The 17433-nt window shown below is 63.4% G+C and carries 15 protein-coding genes; 8 read left to right on the top strand and 7 right to left on the bottom strand.

Annotated elements, in window-relative coordinates; genetic code table 11:
* Window positions 1-209 precede the first annotated feature (209 nt).
* The 5 genes from PSN43_RS01870 to PSN43_RS01850 form a co-directional block, all read right to left on the bottom strand.
* Complete coding sequence (locus tag PSN43_RS01870; RefSeq protein WP_272699015.1) at window positions 210-2498, bottom strand: PAS domain S-box protein; 2289 nt, start codon at window positions 2496-2498, stop codon at window positions 210-212.
* Between the two features lie 101 nt (window positions 2499-2599).
* Window positions 2600-3478 (bottom strand): zinc dependent phospholipase C family protein, encoded by an 879-nt coding sequence (locus PSN43_RS01865; RefSeq protein WP_272699014.1) that lies wholly within the window; start codon window positions 3476-3478, stop codon window positions 2600-2602.
* Between the two features lie 137 nt (window positions 3479-3615).
* A complete protein-coding gene (locus PSN43_RS01860; protein ID WP_272699013.1) occupies window positions 3616-4218 on the bottom strand; it encodes a GrpB family protein in 603 nt (200 codons plus the stop codon).
* The gene (locus PSN43_RS01855; protein WP_272699012.1) at window positions 4215-4994 is read right to left on the bottom strand and encodes an HD-GYP domain-containing protein; all 780 of its coding nucleotides are present in this window, start codon (window positions 4992-4994) and stop codon (window positions 4215-4217) included. The genes PSN43_RS01860 and PSN43_RS01855 overlap by 4 nt, the downstream gene beginning before the upstream one ends.
* Before the next feature lies 1 nt (window position 4995).
* Window positions 4996-5856, bottom strand: a complete 861-nt coding sequence (locus PSN43_RS01850; protein ID WP_272699011.1) for an NmrA family NAD(P)-binding protein — start codon at window positions 5854-5856, stop codon at window positions 4996-4998.
* 228 nt (window positions 5857-6084) lie between these two features.
* Between PSN43_RS01850 and PSN43_RS01845 the strand changes: the two genes are divergently transcribed.
* A complete protein-coding gene (locus PSN43_RS01845; protein ID WP_272699010.1) occupies window positions 6085-7788 on the top strand; it encodes a hydantoinase/oxoprolinase family protein in 1704 nt (567 codons plus the stop codon).
* Window positions 7789-7791: 3 nt separating this feature from the next.
* Complete coding sequence (locus tag PSN43_RS01840) at window positions 7792-9126, top strand: histone deacetylase family protein (protein WP_272699009.1); 1335 nt, start codon at window positions 7792-7794, stop codon at window positions 9124-9126.
* A 155-nt stretch (window positions 9127-9281) separates the two neighbouring features.
* Here the strand turns inward: PSN43_RS01840 and PSN43_RS01835 are convergent, their stop codons facing one another.
* Window positions 9282-10952 (bottom strand): sigma-54 interaction domain-containing protein, encoded by a 1671-nt coding sequence (locus PSN43_RS01835; RefSeq protein WP_272699008.1) that lies wholly within the window; start codon window positions 10950-10952, stop codon window positions 9282-9284.
* A gap of 193 nt (window positions 10953-11145) precedes the next feature.
* On the opposite strand from PSN43_RS01835, the gene PSN43_RS01830 reads away from it, so the two are divergent.
* The 6 genes from PSN43_RS01830 (at window position 11146) to PSN43_RS01805 (ending at window position 16543) form a co-directional block, all read left to right on the top strand.
* Window positions 11146-12039, top strand: coding sequence for a tetratricopeptide repeat protein (locus PSN43_RS01830; RefSeq protein ID WP_272699007.1), 894 nt, complete (start codon window positions 11146-11148; stop codon window positions 12037-12039).
* A 48-nt stretch (window positions 12040-12087) separates the two neighbouring features.
* Window positions 12088-13752 carry a 4Fe-4S dicluster domain-containing protein gene (locus tag PSN43_RS01825; protein WP_272699006.1) on the top strand — a complete coding sequence of 555 codons (1665 nt, stop codon included), beginning with the start codon at window positions 12088-12090 and terminating at the stop codon, window positions 13750-13752.
* A gap of 42 nt (window positions 13753-13794) precedes the next feature.
* On the top strand, window positions 13795-14103 hold the full coding sequence (locus tag PSN43_RS01820; protein ID WP_272699005.1) for a hypothetical protein: 309 nt from the start codon (window positions 13795-13797) through the stop codon (window positions 14101-14103).
* 67 nt (window positions 14104-14170) lie between these two features.
* Window positions 14171-15313, top strand: coding sequence for an FMN-binding protein (locus PSN43_RS01815; RefSeq protein WP_272699004.1), 1143 nt, complete (start codon window positions 14171-14173; stop codon window positions 15311-15313).
* Entirely contained in the window at window positions 15310-15558 is a 249-nt protein-coding gene (locus PSN43_RS01810; protein ID WP_272699003.1) for a hypothetical protein, read from the top strand. The genes PSN43_RS01815 and PSN43_RS01810 overlap by 4 nt, the downstream gene beginning before the upstream one ends.
* On the top strand, window positions 15551-16543 hold the full coding sequence (locus PSN43_RS01805; RefSeq protein WP_272699002.1) for an FAD:protein FMN transferase: 993 nt from the start codon (window positions 15551-15553) through the stop codon (window positions 16541-16543). Before PSN43_RS01810 ends, PSN43_RS01805 begins: the two co-directional genes overlap by 8 nt.
* 20 nt (window positions 16544-16563) lie before the next feature.
* Here PSN43_RS01805 and sppA read toward each other — a convergent pair whose 3' ends face one another.
* Window positions 16564-17406, bottom strand: a complete 843-nt coding sequence (sppA, locus tag PSN43_RS01800) for a signal peptide peptidase SppA (protein ID WP_336314020.1) — start codon at window positions 17404-17406, stop codon at window positions 16564-16566.
* Window positions 17407-17433: the final 27 nt, after the last annotated feature.

Below are 17433 nucleotides of genomic sequence, written 5' to 3'. Positions count from 1 at the left end.
CGCCATGCTGGAATACGAATCGGCCCGCCTCCTCCAAAAATAAAAAAGACAAACAACCTCTTCGACATCACCCAAAACCATCGCGTCCGACACCCCCGCGAAGCGGCGCCAAAAAGTTTGGGAGAGTCCAGAGGACCCTTTTCAAAGGGTTCTTTGGCGGGGTCCGGGGCCGCGCCCCGGCGGGTTGCAGGGCAGCGCCCTGCCCCCCGCTATTGCGGAAGGGTAATGATGACGCTGGTCTCGCCCGGAGCGCCGGTTTCCACGGAGATGTCGCCGCCATGCGTGCGGGCGATGAGGCGCGCCGAGTAGGTGCCGAGGCCGGAACCCCGCGCCGGGCTGGAAGTGGAATATTTGTCGAAAAAGGTTTCGCGCACGGACAGGGGCACCTCGCCCTGATTTCGGATGATGATGGTCAGCCCGTTGCGCTTTTCGAGGACTATGGAAACCGACCCGCCCTCGGGAGAGGCTTCCAGGGCATTGCTCACGAGATTGGAGAGCATGGAACGGAAGAGCTCGGCGTCGGCGGAAACGGGCAGGACTCCCGCCACCTCGCCGCCAAGGACCTCGATGCCCACGCTGATCCCCTTCCCGCTGATATGGGTCAGGGATTCGGCCTTGATCTGCTCGAGCACGTCGAGAACGTCCACGGTGGTCCGGTCGAGGACGTAGGTGCCGCACTCCATCTTGTAGAGGTCCAGGGAGCGGTTGATGAGTTCGAGCATGGAGGAGCCCGCGTTTTCGATGGTGGCGAGCATGGTCTCCTGCCCCGCGTCGAGATTGCCGCGTCGGCGTATTTCCTCGGGCAGTCCGATCACCGCGCCCAGCGGCGTTTTGAGGTCGTGACGGGCCATGCGTTCCACGTCTTCGCGCAGGGCCTCGGCCAGCTTGCGGTCGGTGATGTCGCGGCTGACGCCCTGTAGGCCGATACGCACACCTTCTTCGTTGAAAAGGATGCCGAGATGGGATTCGAGCCAAACGGAAGCGCCGTCGAAGCAGGTGAACTCGAGGTCCTCGGTGACGGAGGTAAGAGGCCCCTGGGTATCGGCCTGATCGTCGAGAACGCGAAGGATATCCTTAAAACGGGTCCTGGAGACGGGGGTGAGGAAGTCCTCGATATGGCGTCCCAGGACGTCGGACCGCTTGAAACCGCGCACGACCTCGTCCGATGGGCTCACGTAGGTAAAGCGGTAGTCCGCATCCAGCCCCCAGATGATGTCCGTGACGTTCTCGGCCAGAAGCCGATACTGCTTTTCGCGCTGGCGCAGGGCCTCTTCCATGAGTTTGCGGTCGGTGATGTCGGTTCCCACGCAGAGCAGGCCGATGGTCGCCCCGTCCTTGGAACGGACCGAATCGTTTGCCCAGGCCACCCATACGATTTCGCCGTTGCGGCGCAAGTTCATTGTTTCGTTGAAGGGATGAGCCGAAGGATCGAGGAGCAGCCTGTCCAGGTAACGGCGCATGGACCGCCCTTCCAGAGCCTTGCGCGGGACCAGGGTGCCCACCAGGGGTTTGCCGATGAGCTCGCCGGGCGCGTAGCCGTAAAAGTCCTCCGCGTACTCGTTGCAGAAAACTATGTCCCCGTCCATGTTGATGCGCAGGATGATGGACTTGGCGCTGTGCACGAGCTGATAGTATCGTTCCCGGTCCTTGAGGCGCCCCATGACGATGACCACAATGGCCCACAGCGTGGCCGGGATGAACACCACGGCCAGAAGGCCGACGACGAGGATCAGGTTGCGGCGGGGTGAAACCTGCCAGCCTCCCCCGGGGGCTCCGGCCAGGAGCCACTCGCCCGAGGGGACGGATATGCCCCGGACTACGGGGGCCATGTCGAAGACGACGGGATCGCCCGCAAGTATGGGATTCTGTCCTTCCTGGGGGGACTTGTCGCGCAGGGCCAGGAGGACGCCGCCCGACACGCCGATGCCCGCGCTCCGGAACAGCGTCAAGGCGTCGAGGTGGACGCAGGCGACCCCCCAATAGTTTGAAGGGGCCCCATCTCCGGGGAGGAATATGGGAGCCAGGAGGACTATCTCCTCCGGCTCGAAGGCGTGTCCGTCAGGGATCATCACTTGCCGCCGTCCGGAGACCTTGGCCCGCTGGAGCAGCACACGCACGGGTTGGATCTTGTTCAGGTCCGTTCCGATCACGCCGTTGGTATTCCAGAAAGGATAGGTATGGGAAATGGTGTCGTTCCGGGCGAGTTGCAGAGAGCGCACCGTTGGCATGTTCGCCAACAACGCTTCGGCCAACACCACAAACTGCGCCTGGTCCAATTCCGGGGAGACCTGAAGAAACGCCTCCAGGGCGGCGGCCAGATGAACGCCCGCATCGATGGACGCGTCAAGGCTCGCCTTGCTCCCGTTGATGGTCTGCACCACCTTGCCGCGCACCAACTGGGCGTAATTGTCCCGATCCGCGCGGTAGCCCACGTAGACGACCACGGCGACAAATATGCCGATCAGCGGAGGGATAAGGTAGGCGATGCGTTTGAGCATGAGAACAGTTATCCGTTATTGCAGCCGTTTTTTGCGCAGCATGGATACAAGCATAGCAAAATGGCGGTCGAAATGGAACGGATCGCCCGATTCCCGCGCGGCTAGCTCCCGACTCGCCCCAGAACGGGCTGCCCGCTGTCCGCAGCGGGACGCGGGATGGAGAGCAAATCCTCGTCCGGGACGAACTGCGCCACGGCCTGCCGTTTGAGGCGCATCTCGCGCACAAGCCGGAGGTTGCCGCTGCCGATGGGATCGAAGGACACGGCCGGGGAGCGATCCAGGCTGTTCAGGCAGTCGAAGACCAGGTTCTTCGACAGGGAGAACATCTCGTCCAGCCCGCGGTTGACCCTTGAGGAATGGAGGAGGCGATCGGCCAGCCGCAGAGAATCGGTCCAGGACTTGCGTCCGGTCAGGGAAAGGCTTCCCTTGAGCAATTGCTTCTTGACCAGGAAAGGCAGTCGGCGGCGGTGCATCGCCGAAAGCAGGGTGTCGTCCTGGGCGCGATTGGGCATACGGAGCAGGGCCAGTGCGGTCTCATGCTCATGCCGGAAACGGCGGTCGGCCTGGGCCTCCACGTACACGTGCGAAAGCTTGGAGCCGGACCGCATGTCGGCCAGGGAATTGGGCACGAAATAGTTGTGGGCCACAACGTCGGCCGCCAGGTGAGTCAGGTAGCCGTAGGCGTAAGCCGTGACGCGCGGTTCCGGGGCGGACCGGAGAAGCTTGAAGCCCGTCACCCAGTTGTGACTGTGGCCGGGCTTGATCCGGGTTCCCTTGCCGATGAATATGTCGGCGGACAGGCTGCCGTAGAGGAACGCCTCGCGATGGCGCGCCAGGAGAGCGGCCAGCAACGGAGGCAGGCAGCCAAGGTTGCCGAGCACGGCGTTGCCCAGGGCCAAGTGCACCCCAGGTCCCCAGGCTAGGGCCTGGTCGGGCAAAAGCGCGACAAACAGGCAGGCAAGAATCAGAATAAGCTTCATCCGCAAGTCTCTCTCCGAAGGAGAAACTAAGTGTCTGCACCGAAAAGTCAACGATAATCGTGCGGGCAACTCCGGCCCGGCGAGGGCCGTCGCGGGCAACCCACCGTTCGCCCTGAACAAAGGGGCAAAGGGAGAATTCAGCCTTTTTCCGGGGGGACGCGGTCCCGCCGTCGGCGCTCCGCCTCGGCCCGGTCCGCGATCCCGCGCAGGAATTCGGACTTGCCCCGCGTGTAGGCAACGCGGTCGCCGGGATGGCGGGCCAGCAGGTCCCGCTTGAGTCGCTCGTAGTCCGCCGCCGCATCCGGATGGGCGCGGAGATAGTCGCGGAAGACCAGCCCCTCCCACAGGGTGGAGTCGGCCACGGTCATGTGGATGTGGTGGGTGCGCTCCCCACCCGGACCGCGCCGGATGAACCAGGGATAGTGCGGCGGGGTCGCCCCCCCGGACTGGGGCCGCCAGAAGCCGTCGTAACCGAGCCCCTCCAGGGTGGGTATGGCCTCTTCCCGGGCCCGGTCCAGGTCCGCGACCTCCACGAGCATGTCCACCACGGGCTTGGCCCATATGCCGGGGATGGAGGTGCTGCCGAAGTGCTCCACGCGCACCACGAGCCCCGGAGGCAGACAGGCGAGCAAACGGGCCTTCTCCTCCTCGAACTGGCGGGGCCAGGCCGGATCGGGCGGGACCAGTTCGATGTGGTCCCGCAGGACCCGGGCGACCTTTTGCTCCAGGGTCTCGGTCATGCCGCGCCCGCCATGCCGCCCGTCTCCACTTCGAGGATGAAGGCTTCCACAAGGGCCGCGTCCAGGGTGGACCCGGCCAGGCGGCGGAGAATGCCGAAGGCCTCCTCCGGCGAGCGGCCCCGCTGATAGGGCCGGTTCGTGGTCATGGCGTCGAAATAGTCGACCACGCAGAGGATGCGCGCGCCCAGGGGGATGGCCTCCCCCGCCAGCCCGCGCGGATAGCCCGATCCGTCCATGAGCTCATGATGGGCGTAGACGTATTCCAGGGCCGGGCCGAGGAAATCGAGATTCTTGAGAATGTCGCGGCCCCATTCCGGGTGGCGGTGGATTTCGTCGACCATCTCCCTGGTCAGGGGCGTGTCCTCTCCGGCGAAAATCCGGTCGCTGAAGCCGATCTTGCCGATGTCGTGCAGCGTCCCGGCGATACGGATACGCTCCACCTCGTCGGCGGGCAGCCCAAGCCGTTGGGCCAGCCGCCGGGCGTAGACTCCCACCCGCTCGCCGTGCCCCTCGGTGTAGGCGTCGCGCGCGCCCAGAGCGTGCGCGACAGCGGTGATGGTGTTCACGGTGTCGCGGCGGATCTTGTCCAGCAGTTGTTCCAGCCGGTCCTCCCTGGCCTCGATCTTGGCCAGCATCACGGCCACGGCCTCGGCCAGCTCCTGGATATCCGGGTCGTATTCCGGTCCGGTCAGGGCGTGAATCCCGTCGGCCGGGCCGCCCGCCGAAATGGCCCTGATGATCCGAAGCAGCTCCTCCCGCCCCTTGAGCCCGACCACGCTATCTCCAGGCGTCCGCGTTTTCTTCGGCAAAGGCCGCGAAGGACCTCGCCGGAACGCCCGTCAGGTATTCCACGGCCTGGGTCACGTTGCCCATCATGCCGAGCTTTATCACCCGGCTCAGGCTGACCAGCATGTTCCGGTTCCATTCGGGCAAGCCCGCCGCATCCAGGCTTTCAATATACGCATCCTCGTCGGCCGAAACATATTCCACTTTGATTCCGGCCGCTTCGGCGATGGTCGAGGCCACGTCCGAGAGGGTCAGCCCCTGGGGGCCGGTCATGGCGTAGAAGCCGCCCGTGAACCCTTCGTTGTCCTTGAACAGCCGGGCCGCGCAGGCCGCGACGTCGCGCACGTCGATGTAGCTGACCTTGTAGTCCTCCTCGGGCAGGGCGATGGTCCCGGTTCTGACCATGGGGGCGAGGAAGGCGCTGAAATTCTGCATGAAGGTGTTGGGCCGCAGCACCGTGAACGGAATTTTGGAATCCTCCACGAACTGATCCACCATGCCCTGCTCCCGCCCCAGCCGCCAATGGGCGTCCGAAGACGCGCCGTACCGGCTGGACCGGACGATATACCCGATGCCGGCCTCCTTGGCGGCGTCCACGGCCAGCCGCCCGAACCGGGCCAGACGCTCCTGCATGGGAATGACCAGGAACATGCGGTCGCACCCGGCCATGGCCGCGACCATGGATTCCTTGTCCGCGAAGTCGAACACCCTCGCCTCCACGCCCTTCCCGGCCAGAAGTTGTCCCTGTTCCGGGGAGCGCACCCCGGCCACGATTTCGGACTTGTCGGCAAGTGTATCGATCAGCGCCGAACCGAGATTCCCGGCAGCGCCAGCTATGAATATCCTGCTCATGGAAACGCTCCTTTTCAAGCGGGCCGGACCGGCTCGCGATGATTTTCCTTGTGACTCCCGCACGCTACACGAAGAAGGCAGGGAAAGGCAAACGACCCGCCCCGGACTTTCCGCGAAAACCGACCGGACCATTCCCCGCCCGGATTCGACCGCTTACCGAATGGATGCTTGCGCGCCGCGCCCAAGGAGGTTACCCCGAAAGGAAGCCTGAACAAATACGGAGTGGAAATGTTATTAGGAATCGACGTGGGCGGCACTCACACGGATGCGGTCGCCATCGACCTGACGGACGTTCCTTCGGTAGCGGCCTCATGCAAAGTGCCCACCCGGCATGACGACCTGCTCTCCTCGGTCACCGAGGCCCTGGCCGTCATACTCGGCAAGGTGGACAAGGACGCCGTCACCCAGCTCAACCTGTCCACCACCCTGTCCACCAACGCCATCGTCCAGAACAAGACCGAGGACGTGGGCGTCATCGTCTCGTCCGGGCCGGGCATCGACCCGCACAATTTCATGCCCTGCAGGGATTTTCACGTCATCGAAGGGTCCATCGACCACCGGGGCAACGAGGTCCGCGCGCTCTCCTCGCGCCAACTCGCCGAGGCCGTCGACCGCTGCCGCGAAAACGGCGTGCGCGTCTTCGCCGCGGTATCCAAGTTCTCCACCCGCAACCCGCGCCACGAGAACCTCATCCGACGCACGATCTGCAACTGCAAGAGCGTGGACGTCTGCGAACACGCCGACTTCGTCACCTTGGGACACCAGCTCGGCGGAGCGCTGAATTTTCCTCGCCGCGTGGCGACCGCCTACTTCAACTGCGCGGTCTGGCGGCTCTACAACGAGTTCGCCACGGCCGTGGAAAAGGCCCTGGCCGACATGGGGCTGGCCAAGGTCAAGGTCAACATCCTCAAGGCCGACGGCGGGACCATGCCCCTGCCCCAGTCCCGGACCATGCCCGTGCAATCCATCTTTTCCGGTCCCGCCGCCTCGGTCATGGGCATCATCGCCCTGACCGACATCTTCCACGACTCGATCATCCTCGACATCGGCGGCACCACAACCGACATCGCGGTCTTCGCCGACGGCGCGCCGCTCATCGAACGCGAAGGCATCGACATCGGCTCCCACCCGACCCTGGTCTCCGCGTTGAAGGTCCACTCCATCGGCATCGGCGGCGACTCGGCCATCTCCGTGGCGGGCAAAGACGTCCGCGTCGGCCCCAACCGGCTCGGCCCGTCCGTCTGCCTGGGCGGCGGACACGTCACCCTGACCGACGCCCTGAACTGCGCGGGAGCCTGCGCCGTGGGCGACGTTCAGGCTTCCCGGACCGCCATGGAGGCCTTCGCCTCGGCCCGAGGCCTGAGCGTCGAAAAGCTGGCCGGAGACGCCGTGAGCTACGCCGCCCGGACAATCCAGAACGCCACCCGCGACCTGGTGGAGGAGATCAACTCCAAGCCCGTCTACACCATCCACGAACTGCTCGAAGGCAAAAAGATCGTCCCCAAAAAGGTCTACCTCATGGGCGGCCCGGCCGAAGCCCTCAAGGACGAGCTCCGCGACTGCTTCCAGCTTTCCACCGAAGTGCCCGCCAACTTCGATGTAGCCAACGCCATCGGCGCGGCACTCACCCGGACCACCTGGGAACTGGAGCTCTTCGCCGACACCCAGCGGCACGTCCTGTTCATCCCCACCCTGTCGTACCGGGAAAACGTCCCCTCGGGCTACGACCTTGAAGACGCCAAGCGCGACGCCGTCAACCAGCTCACCATGCAGCTCGATTCCATGGGCGTGTTCCTCAAGTCCGAGGACGCCCAGATCACCCATGCTTCAAGCTTCAACATGGTCGAGGGCTACGATCAGGTGGGCCGGAACATCCGCGTCAAGTGCCAGGTCCGTCCCGGCGTAATCAAGACCTTCGGAGAGGGGTGCTAACTCATGCTCAAAGCCAAGAACTCCCTCGGCATCATTTTCTTTCCGGCCTTCGACTGGGCCATCTCGCCCACCCACCCGGAACGGCAGGAGCGGCTGCTCTACACCCAGGACCAACTGCGTGAGGAAGGCCTCTTCGATATCGAGGGCATCAGCGAATACAAACCGGACGTGGCTTCGGTCGAAGACGTCGAACGCGTCCATTTCTGTTTCCCGGACGTGCCTTCCGTGGCGACGCGCTCCCACCTCATCTCGGCAGGCGGAGCCATGAAGGCCGCCGACATGATTATGGAAGGCGTCTGCGAACGCGCCTTCGCCATGGTGCGTCCCCCCGGCCACCACGCCATGAAGGTGGTCCACGGCTCGCGCGGCTTCTGCACCATCAACATCGAAGCGATCATGATCGAGCGCATCCGGGAGAAATACGGCCGCAAGCGCATCGCCATCGTGGACACCGACTGCCACCACGGCGACGGCACCCAGGACATCTACTGGCACGACCCGGACACCCTGTTCATCTCGCTGCACCAGGACGGCAGGACCCTCTACCCCGGCACGGGCTTTCCCCGCGACCTGGGCGGGCCGAACGCCATGGGCCGCACCCTGAACATCCCACTGCCCCCCGGCACCTCGGACGAAGGGTTCCTCATGGCCGTCGAGCGCGTGGTCATGCCCATTCTCGAAGACTTCAAGCCCGACCTGGTCATCAACTCCGCCGGACAGGACAACCACTACACCGACCCGATCACCAACATGAACTTCTCGGCGGGCGGCTACGCGGCCATGAACGACATGCTCAAGCCGGACATCGCCGTGCTCGAAGGCGGCTACTCCATCCAGGGAGCCCTGCCCTACATCAACCTCGGCATCTGCCTGGCCATGGCCGGAGTGGACTACTCCCACGTGCGCGAGCCCAACTTCAACGCCGAACGCATCCGCCAGGACGCGCGCACCACAGCCTACATCGAGGAGCTCTGCAAACAGCTTCCGAAGCTCTACTTCGATCCGCCCAAGTTCGTTTCCAAGGACGACAGCCGCCAAGGCGTCATCTCCGGCAACAAGTTCATCCGCCACAAGCAGATCTACTACGACACCGACGGCATCAACGAGGTCCAGCAGGAATCCGTCACCCTGTGCAAGCACTGCCGGGGCCTCTACAAGGTCGAGACGCGCGCCGATTCCGGCCCGCTCTGCCTCGGCGTCGAAATTCCCATCGACGCCTGCCCGCAGTGCCGCGACATGGGCTACAAGACCATCGAGGACGCCCAGATCAAGGGCACCTACCGATACACCCAGCTCATCAACCGACTGGACAAGGAATACGTTCGGTACGGATTTTAGGATCGCCTCAGACGACAGGAAAAAGGGAAACGCTTTCCAGGGCGTTTCCCTTTTCCTTTCTTTCGATACCGCCATCTCCCGATTTCTCAACACCGCCTCGCGGGCAATCCATGCAGGGATGTTTGCGCGGTCGGTGGAGCGAAAGGCTTCCGCGCCTACTCCGACGACGTTTCCGTGAGCCCCAGCTTGCGCATCTTGCTGCGCAGCGTACTCGGGTTGACGTCCAGCAGCTCGGCGGCTCCCCCGGGACCGCTGATCTTGCCTCCCGCGCGTTCAAGGGCCGCGCGAATGGCTTCCGTGACGGTCTCGGCGAGGGTGCGCATTCCGACTTCGACGGGGAGAACAACACCCGGCACGTCCCTGCCCTTGAGGCCGTGCATCGAAGCAAGGTGCCTGTCCAACGCGGCCTGCACGCGGGCATCGATGGTTTTCTCGAAATAACTCGGCTCCTCTTCCGGGGTGAGGTACCACCCCTCGTCCTCAGGAAGGAGCTTTTCCAGGAGCAGGGGAGCGCCAGGATTCATAGTGACGCCCCGCTTGACCAGGTTTTCCAATTCCCGGACGTTGCCGGGCCAGGAGTACTGGAGCATCCGCTGGAGCGTCTGGGTGGGCACGACGGGATATCCCTTCACCCCTAGCTTGGCGTAGGCCCGCTGGGCGAAGAAATGAATCAGTTCAGGCAGGTCGTGCGGCCGGTCGCGGAGCGGCGGAACCCGAACGGGATAGACGTAAAGACGGTAATAGAGGTCCTCCCGGAACGTGCCCTCCTGCATCATCTGCTCCAGGTTCCTGTTGGTGGCCGCGATGATCCGGACATCCACCGCAATGGAGCGGGTGCTGCCCAGCCGAACCACCACGTTGTCCTGAAGCACGCGCAGAAGGCGGACCTGCACCGACATGGGCAACTCGCCGATTTCATCCAGAAACAGGGTGCCGCCGTGCGCCTGCTCGAACTTGCCCGGCCGTGAGGCGGTGGCCCCCGTGAAGGCGCCCTTCTCATAGCCGAACAATTCGCTGTCCACGAGGGTATCAGGTATGGCGCCGCAGTTGACCTTGATGAAGGGCTTGTCCTTGCGGGGCGAAATGCGCTGGATGACGTCGGCGATAAGCTCCTTGCCCGTTCCCGTTTCCCCGAGAATCAACGCCGGGATTTCGCTGCCGCGCAATTGGTAGACCGTATCCATGGTGGCCTTGAGCCCCGCCTGCTCGCCCAGGATGCGCTTGTCCCGAAAACGGCCGCAGTCCTCTTCCGGCCGGTCCCCGCCCGAATACAGTTTTTCCTGAAAATAGATGCTCCGCTTGCCCTTCAACAGATTCGCCATGACCAGTGTGAACGGCTTGACGAGTAGGGAGAGCTTTTTCAGGTGGTCCTCGTTGAAGCAGGCCACATGCGTGCCCATCAGGCACAGGTGGCCGATGACCTCTTCCTCGGACTGCATCATGGCGATGAGGTAGGCGCGGTCCTTGTAGGGCAGAAAAGGCTCAAGCGCCTTGCTGTGCGCGAAGGTCACCGCATTGTCCCTGTTCAACGGAATCGACTTGAAAAGCTCAAGCCCCCTTTGATGCAGGATCTGTATGGGGATATGCGCCTCGTCCACGGGAACCGTCGTTTCCACGAAATGGAACCTGTCCTTGGTTATCAGGAAGAACAGCTTCAGGCTTTTCAACGGCACGGAATACTGGTGCAGCGATATGGCGTCGATGGGGAAATGCCGCTGCAAATAGCCGAAGGTATTCACCAGGGCTTCCGGAAGATTCAAGCTCCCGGCCATGCAGTCCATCGTCTTGCGAAGAAAGTCGAGATCGTCGGAATTGGTCCAAACCACTACAGATTCTCCTTTGTGAACAATAGATCACGTATGCGTTTAATATAACGTATTGACGCGAAATAACACAATACAAATCGTCATATTCCACGGAACAGCATATATCCGCGGCTTGTCGTATTCATAACACATTATAATTACTAATTATATTTTATGGCACACTGTTTGTTAATACATTCACAGTGAGGAAACAATGCAAGCACTTCAACATTTTATAGGCGAACAACGATTCGGAGAGGCCGTCCGGGCCTTCAAGACGGAGCGGGACTATGCCGGATTGGCGGCATACCTGACCGACGCCCTGGCTTCGGACGACATGCCGTCCGCGACGCAGGCCAAGGCGCATAACGAACTCGGCCTGGCCCTGCTGCAATTGGAACAACCCGCCGAGGCGGAAAGGGCCTTCCGCTCCGCCATCGAGCGCGACCCGAAAAGCGTCAACCCGCGCTTCAACCTGGCCAATCTCGCGCTTTACGCCCGCAACTACGTCCGCGGTCTGGATTTGTTCCGTGAGATTCTCGAAATCGATCCCGCCCATGCGGGCGCGCTGCACCACGCGGGGCTGTGCTGCGCCATGCAGGACAAGTTCGAGGAGGCCTTGCCCTACTTCGAACGGAGCGCCGAGGCCGCGCCGGGCGTCATGGGGCCGGACTTCTGGGCCGGGGAATGCCTGGTACGGCTCGGCCGGTTCGAGCAGGGCGTCCCCCATTTCAGGCGCGCCCTGGAGATCATGCCCGACCACACGGAATCCATCCGGGGGCTGGCCATCTGCCTCTACGAGACAAAGGAATACGCGGAGGCGCTGACCGCCTGCGACACGCTCATCGCCGGGGGCGGCGGGGCCGAATACCTAGCCCTGCGAGTCAAGGGCGACGTGCTCCTGGCCCTGGGCCAGGGCGAGAAGGCCGCATTGTGCCACCTCGGCATGGCCGAACTCGATTTCGACGCCCGCGAATACCTGCACCTCCGCTCCAGGAATCTGGCCGAACTAGGCAGCGACCAGGCGGAGATATACGCAAAAACCATAGCCGACCATCTCCGGGGGATGGACGCGGAATTCCTCGAACTGCTCCCGGAACAACAATAGAAATACAAACACAGAGATACCGACTTCATTTTGCCCAGGAGGTACGACATGGCAAATGAGCAAAACGCATTGGATATCATCAACGACCCGAAAAACCGCGTGACGGACACCGCCGACGCGGAAGCCGGGGAAAACAGAAACGACGCCGGAGAGCCCGGCGGGGAGAAGAAGGGAGTCTCCCGCCGCAACTTCCTGAAATTCGGCGGCGTGGCGGCTGCCGCGGCCACCATGGCCGGAGCAGCGGGCGCGGGGTTTGCCGTGGGCCGCTCCGACGACGCCTACACCGGCTATGGGCGCACTTACCAGGGCGGCGACCAGTTCTTCAACCGCGAGCCGTTCCGCTGCGACGTGCCGGTCATGATGGAGCCGGTGGGCAAGGTGGAGCGGCCCGAATGGACCGAGTATCTCTTCCTGCGTCTGCGGGCGCTGGTGGACATCATCAAGAGCGGCAAATGGACGCCGGACATGGGCGTGGAGGCGCTGCCCGGACCGGTCGGCGACCACTACCGCGCGCGCCCCGGCGAGTTGGAGATCATGCTCGAAACCCTCAAGCGCAACGTCAAGCGGGCGGAGGCATGGAAGAAGGACAAGAACAAGCGGTACGCCCTGGCCGGAGCCTACAACATGGCCCTGCGGCTCGGCGGCATGGAGCTGCCCGGCCACGTCCAGCGCATTCCGGAGGACCCGCATGACGAGCACATGCGCACCGGCAAGCCCATTCCGCCCGAGGACTGGGATTTCCGGGGCATCTGGCGGGAAAAGCCGCTGGAATTCAAGTCGCCGAAGCACGCGTCCGTGCTCATCAAGCGCGTCGCGCACCAGTTCGGCATGTCCCTGGTGGGCATCACCAAGTTCGACCCGCGCTTCATGTTCAAGGGCCTCATGCGCGGTATGCCGGACAAGGGGCACTACACCTGGGGCGACAAGGTGCCCGAGCACTGGAAGTCCATCATCATCTTCGGCGTGCCCATGAACTGGGACGGCACCTATTCAGCCATCGGCTACTCCACCTCGTTCGACGCGTACTTCCGCTCCCGGTGCGCGGCGAGCCTCATGGAACGGTTCATCCGCGAGCTCGGATACCCGGCGCGGGCGCAGTTCCCGGGTTCCAACTACGAGATCATGATGAGCCCCTACGTGCAACTCGCCGGACTCGGCCAGTACAGCCGCGCGGGCGTGGTCATGGTGCCGGAGCTGGGCTCGAACTTCCGTCCGGCCGCCATCGTGACCAACATCGAATTCGAGTACGACAAGCCGATCGACGTCAAGATGGCCGACTTCTGCAAGAAGTGTAAGATCTGCGCCGAACAATGCCCGTCCGGGGCCATCTCCTTCGACGACGAACCCCAGACCGTGGTGCGCGGCTTCAAGCGTTGGAAGCTGAACGAAGAGAAATGTTACCAGCAGTGGGCCAGCGGCCCCACCCAGGACGGCCTCGGCTGCCGCGTCTGCATCGGCGTCTGCCCCTATTCGCGCAAGAACACGTGGATTCACGCCATCTCCCGCGAGGCGGAACCCCGCGACCCCACAGGGCTCGTTTCCCAGGGATTGCTGACCATGCAGAAGAACTTCTTCAAGTTCCACGAGGCCGAGGACTACCGCTCCGACTGGGACGGCGGCAAGGAAGCTTCCTACCACAATCCGCCGTGGTGGATGCGGCCCGAAAACTTCCTCGAAATCGAAAAGGATTGGGAATACCACGGGATGGAATAGGCGACGGCCTTCCATCGGACGAAATCAACAAGGAGTCAAAATATGTTTCCCGGAACCACGATGCTCAACTACATATTCTGGATGGTCATGGGCGCGTTGCAGGTCCTGATCGTCATGGGACTTGTGGAATGGCTCAAATCCCGCGGCCGCAAGCCGGTCTGGTGGCAGGTGGCCCTGCTCTACGCAGGCTTCGCCTCCCTGTGCGCCGTCGTCGCGGGCGGCACGACCCTCATGGGCGAGTTCGAATCCATCGCAGGATGGTACTTCATCGGCGTGCTCGGCCTGCCGGTGGTCATTTGCCTGGCCATCGCCGTTCGCCTGTTCGTCATGAAAAAGCCCACCCAGGGCTAAGACAAGATCACAACCGGCGGCCCGCCCCTCGTGCGGGCCGCCGACATTTTTCCAAGGAGACGCGAGTTTGTCCGGAAAGACCGTCGAACGAATATCGGCCATCGCCGCCCTCATCATCCTGCTCGCCGCATGGGTCGCGGGCGGAGTGCGCTCTAAAGGGGCGACCCTAGAACGCATCGGCAACATATCCGAGGAAATCGTCGGCGTCAGGCAGATCGGCCCTTCGGTCTACGAGGGGCACCGCCGCGGAGACGCCGGGGACAAGCTCTGCATCGCCGTGGCCGAGCATCCCGGATACGGCGGCCCGCTCCAGGTCGCCGTGGTCATGAACTCGTCCGGGGTGATAGAGCGTATCGCCCTCGTCGACACCACCGACACCACCACCTACGTCAGCCGCGTGCTGGACGCGGGCGTGCTGGACGCCTTCCTCGGCGCGGACGCGGCGAAACCGCCCAAGGTGGACGCCGTCACCGGCGCGACCCTCTCCTCCACGGCCATGATAAAGGCCGCCAACAAAGCCGTCGCGCGCATCCGGGGAACCGCCGGGAGCGACGGCCCGACCGCCGTTTCCCCTGACGAGATACTCAAGGCGGGCCTGACGATCGCCCTGTTCCTCGCCGCGCTCCTCATTTCCAGCCGCTTCTTCCGCTGGAACAAGACATACGCCCGGCTGGGCCTGCTGGCTGCGGCCACGGCGATACTCGGCTTCCTGTACGGAACCCAGCCTTCCCTCGCCTCACTCGTCCTGCTCCTGGCCGGATTCTGGGCCAAGGGGTTGGCTTCCTACACGGCATTGCTCTGCCTCGTCCTGGCCTTCGCCGTGTTCTTCCTCACGAAGAAAAACCTGTACTGCGCCATGATCTGCCCCTTCGGCGGCCTACAGGAGGGACTGGGCAGGATCACCAAAAGGACTCCGCCCGAAAGAACGGCCTGGATGAAATGGGTTTCCCGAGGGTTTGCCCTGACGGCCCTGAGTGCCGCGCTCTATTTCCGCAACCCTTCCGACGCCGAATACACGCCCTTCGGAATGGCCTTTTCCTTCATCGGCTCCGCGGCGATTTTCGCCCTCACCGTGCTGATCCTGGTGGCGTCGCTGGTGGTCAAACGGCCCTGGTGCGCGCTCCTGTGTCCGGCCACGCCCGTTTTCGACTACCTCGCCTTCATGCGCAACTGGCTCACTCACGGATGGAAGAAGGAGAAACAGTCATGACCTTCAAAAAAATATTCACCTTGGCGCTTTTCATCGCCTTTGTCGGCCTCTGCGGCTTCGAGCTGACGAGCCAGATCAAGGAAGGCGCGGAGCGGGACCTGGCTTCCGTGCGCTACGTGCGCGGCATCGAATCCGCGTCGGACGCCCCGGCGAACGCGCAGGGGATTCCATCCGAATCCTCACCGGAAAAAAGCCAGGAATTCAATTTGGACGACATCTTGAAGGAGACCGATCTCGATGGTTAGCAGACGCGTATTTCTCGGAGCCCTGGGCGCGTTCGGCGCAATCGCCTGCGCCGCCCCCTTTGCCGGACTGACCGGCGCGGTCCTCGGACGGGAGCTTCCCGAACGCACCGAAACACGGCTGATGATGGGCACCTATGCGACCATTTCCGTCCGCAATGCAAGCCGCGCCCTGGCGGACGAGGCCGTGGAACGCGCCTTTGCGGCCATGGGCAGGGCCGAAACCCTGTTCACGAGACGCGGCGGCTCCAGCCCGCTGGGAGTGCTCAATGCCCAAGGCGTGTTGCGGGAGGCTCCAGGCCCGGTGGCCGAACTGCTGGGCGACGCCATCCTCTTATCGAAACGGTCCGGAAACGGATTCAATCCCGCCACCGCTCCTGTTCTCGAAGCCCTCGCCGCCCACGGCGCGCGATCCATCGAGGACCTTCCTGCCCCAGTGCGGCGCGACCTAGGCGTCCTGGCTTCCCCCGACGGCATCGTCATGACCGGCACCACCATCCGGCTAACGCGCACGGGTATGGGCGTCTCGCTGGACGGCATCGCCAAGGGACGCATTGTGGACATCGCGGCGCGGGAACTGGAAAAAAGCGGCATAGCCGATTTTCTGGTCAATGCGGGCGGCGACATGCGAACCGGCCCGGACAATACCGCGGGATGGATGGTAGGCATCCAAAACGCGGCCGACCCGGCCCGGAACCTGTCGACCTTCCGCCTGTGCTCCGGCGCGGTCGCGACTTCCGGCAACTATGAAAGTCGGGCGTCCAAGGGATACGACCATCTTGTCCGAACCGACCCCGCCGAACCGCCGGTACGCGCCGTCACGGTGATCGCGCCCACCTGCGTCCAGACGGACGCGCTGGCGACGGCCCTGTTCGCCATGGGCAAGGAAAAGGGATCGGCGTTCATGCGGCGCAACCCGGGATGCGGTTGCCTGTGGCAAACCGAAAACGGACTCGTTCCCTGCGGAGACCGGCCCTTCCGAGCCTGACTTCCCTGTCGGGAAAACGCTTATTTATAGAAGAAGGTCCAGCCCTGATGAAGGCTGGAGGTGAGATCGATCTTGAGCGCGCCCATAAGCTCCCGGACAAACGACTGTTTGGTGACGGGACCTTCCACGAGCGCGGCGCGGCCTTCTATGCCCGATTCCCGCTTGAGCTCGGCGATGGCGTCCGACTGGGTGCCGATGCGGTCCACAAGTCCCAGGGAAAGGGCCTGACGGCCGGTGACGGCCCGTCCGTCGGCAATGGCGGCGACCCGGGCGCGATCCATGCCGCGCGCCTCGGCCACGTGATCCACGAACTGGTCGTGGAGGTCGTGCATGAGGTCGAGCATCTGTTCGCGCTGCGCATCGGTCAGGTTCCGCAGGGGGGTGCCCGCGGCCTTGTACTTGCCGGTGGTGAGGACCTCCGGCTTGATGCCGAATTTTTCCATGGCGTCGGCCACGGTGACGAACTCGGCCATGACGCCGATGGAGGCGGTGATGGACCCGGAGTTGGCGTAGATGATCCGCGCCGGGCAGGAACAGTAGTAGCCGCCGGAAGCGGCCATGGAGCCGTATGAGGCGACGACCGGCTTGACCGCGTTCAGTTTCTTGACCGCCGCGTAGATTTCCTGGGAGGGCGCAATGGCCCCGCCGGGGGAATCCACGCGCAGAAGCACGCCCTTGACGGAATTGTCCTCCTCAAGCGTGCGGATGAAGTCGACGACCCGCGAGGAGTCGAGGATCATGCCGTCCACGTGGACAACGCCGATCTTGTCGCCCGACAGGGCGAAGGAGCCGGGCATCCACCCCATGGCGCGGAAAAAGGCCATGACCCCCGTTATGAGGGCCATGGCCAATATAATCATCATCACCCCAAACAAGAAGGGGTGGCGCTG

This window comes from Desulfovibrio sp. Fe33, assembly GCF_028532725.1.
GTDB lineage: Bacteria > Desulfobacterota > Desulfovibrionia > Desulfovibrionales > Desulfovibrionaceae > Pseudodesulfovibrio.
Note: the sequence above shows the minus strand (reverse complement) of the source record. Positions and strands in the feature narration are given on the sequence as shown.